This window comes from Actinosynnema sp. (assembly GCF_052038725.1).
In genome coordinates this window covers 1-2,083 of the sequence record NZ_JBQGCX010000418.1, presented here as the reverse complement: position 1 = coordinate 2,083, position 2,083 = coordinate 1, and the positions used below count along the sequence as shown (strand labels likewise).

Here is a 2,083-nt window from a genome sequence, read left to right as displayed (position 1 = left end):
CGCGCTGGGTTCCCTCGTCACCGGGGCGTTCGGCACCGTCCCCGTTCTGCTCCTGCTGCCCTACCTCACCGACTGGGTCGCCGTCCCCGCCGCCGTCGCGGGCGCGCTGGTGCTCGTCCCCAAGGCCTGGGACGTGCTGTTCAACCCGGTGGCCGGGCGGATCAGCGACCGGGTGGGGGCGCGGCGGCCGTTCCTGCTGGGCGGGGGCGCGGCCACGGCCGCGCTGTTCGCGGCGCTGTTCGCCGGGGTCGGCGACGGGTGGGGCGCGGCGGCGTACGTGGCCGTCGTGTTCCTGCTGTGCGCCACCGCGTACGCGTTCTTCCAGGTGCCCTACGTGGCGATGGCGGCGGAGCTGACCGACGACTACCACGAGCGCACCCGGCTGCTGGCGTGGCGGGTCGCGGTGCTCGCGCTGGCGATCCTGGTCAGCGGGGCGGGCGCGCCCGCCGTGCGGGACCTGGTCGGGGGCGCGGACGGGTACCGGGTGATGGGCCTCGCGGTGGGGGTGCTGATCCTGGTGGGGACCGTGGCCTCGGTGGTGGGCACGCGCGGGGCGCCCGTGCGGCGGGACCCGGCCGCTCCCTCGGCCCGCGACCTCCTGGCGGCGCTGCGGGTCCGGGCGTTCCGGCGGTTGCTGGCGGTGTTCTCGGTCCAGGCGGTGGGGCTGGGCGCGATGCTCGCCGGGGTGGACTACTTCGCGCGGCTGGTGCTGGGCGAGCGGTCGGCGCAGACGGCGCTGTTCGCCGCGTTCGTGGGGCCCGCGCTGCTGGTGATGCCGCTGTGGCAGCGGGTGGGGCGGCGGGTCGGCAAGCGGACCGGGCTGGTGGTGGCCTCGGTGGTGTTCGCGGTCGCGGCGGCCGGGCTGGGGGCGTCCGGGGTGCTGCCGGTCGGGGCCGTGGTGGCGGTGATGGCGGTGGCGGGCGTCGGGTACGCGGGGATGCAGGTGTTCCCGATGGCGATGCTGCCGGACGTGATCAGCTCGGTCGACGGGCGGCGCGCCGGGGTGTTCTCCGGGGTGTGGACGGCGGGCGAGACGCTCGGGCTGGCGCTGGGGCCGGGCGCGTACGGGGTGGTGCTGGCCGTGGGCGGGTACGCGGCAGGCACGAGCGGGGACGTCACCCAGACGAGCGGCGCGGTGCTGGCCGCGCTGGTCGGGTTCACCGCGCTGCCCGCGCTGCTGGCCGTGCTGCCCCTTCCGCTGCTGCCCCGTGAGGAGACTCCCCGGTGACCGATCCCCTGGCCGAGCTGGCCGCGCTGCGCGCCGCCGACCTGCCGACGCACGGCGGGCGCACCCTGGCCTACGTGTACGACAGCGCGCTGCCGGGGCTGGACGCCCTCGCCGCCGCCGCGCACGCGCTGGCCGCGCCCGCGAACGGGCTGGACCCGACCGCGTTCCCGTCGCTGCTGCGGTTGGAGCGGGAGGTGGTGGCGACGGCGGCGCGGCTGCTGGGCGGCGGGGTCGGGACGGTGACGTCGGGTGGGACCGAGTCGTGCCTGCTGGCGGTGCTGGCGGCGCGCGACTCGCGGCCGGACGTGGCGCGGCCGTCGGTGGTGGTGCCGGAGACGGCGCACGCGGCGTTCCACAAGGCTGGGCACTACTTCGGGGTGCGGGTGGTGGCCGTCCCGGTGGACCCGGTGACGTTCCGGGCCGACCCGGCGGCGGTGGCGGCGGCGGTCGACGCGACGACGGTGCTGGTGGTGGCGAGCGCGCCGTCGTACGCGCACGGGGTGGTGGACCCGGTGGCGGAGATCGCCGCGGTCGCGGCGGAGCGCGGGGTGCGGTGCCACGTGGACGCGTGCATCGGCGGGTGGGTGCTGCCGCACGCGGACGTGGCGCCGTTCGACTTCCGGGTGGCGGGGGTGACGAGCGTGTCGGTGGACCTGCACAAGTACGCGTACTGCCCGAAGGGGGTGTCGGTGCTGCTGCACGCCGACGCCGGGTTGCGGCGGGCGCAGTTCTTCGCGAGCGCGGACTGGCCCGGCTACACGATGCTGAACACGACCATGCAGTCCACACGTTCGGGTGGACCTGTGGCGGCGGCGTGGGCGGTGCTGCGGCGGATCGGTGACGACGGGTACCGGG

General features: G+C 76.9%; 2 protein-coding genes. Both read left to right on the top strand.

What is annotated here, in order from left to right:
* Positions 1–1,228, top strand: a 1,228-nt coding sequence (locus ACTUAL_RS08490; protein WP_440899861.1) for an MFS transporter, incomplete at its 5' end; no start/stop codon positions are given.
* Positions 1,225–2,083, top strand: an 859-nt coding sequence (locus ACTUAL_RS08485) for an aminotransferase class V-fold PLP-dependent enzyme (protein ID WP_440899860.1), incomplete at its 3' end; no start/stop codon positions are given. The genes ACTUAL_RS08490 and ACTUAL_RS08485, both read left to right, overlap by 4 nt.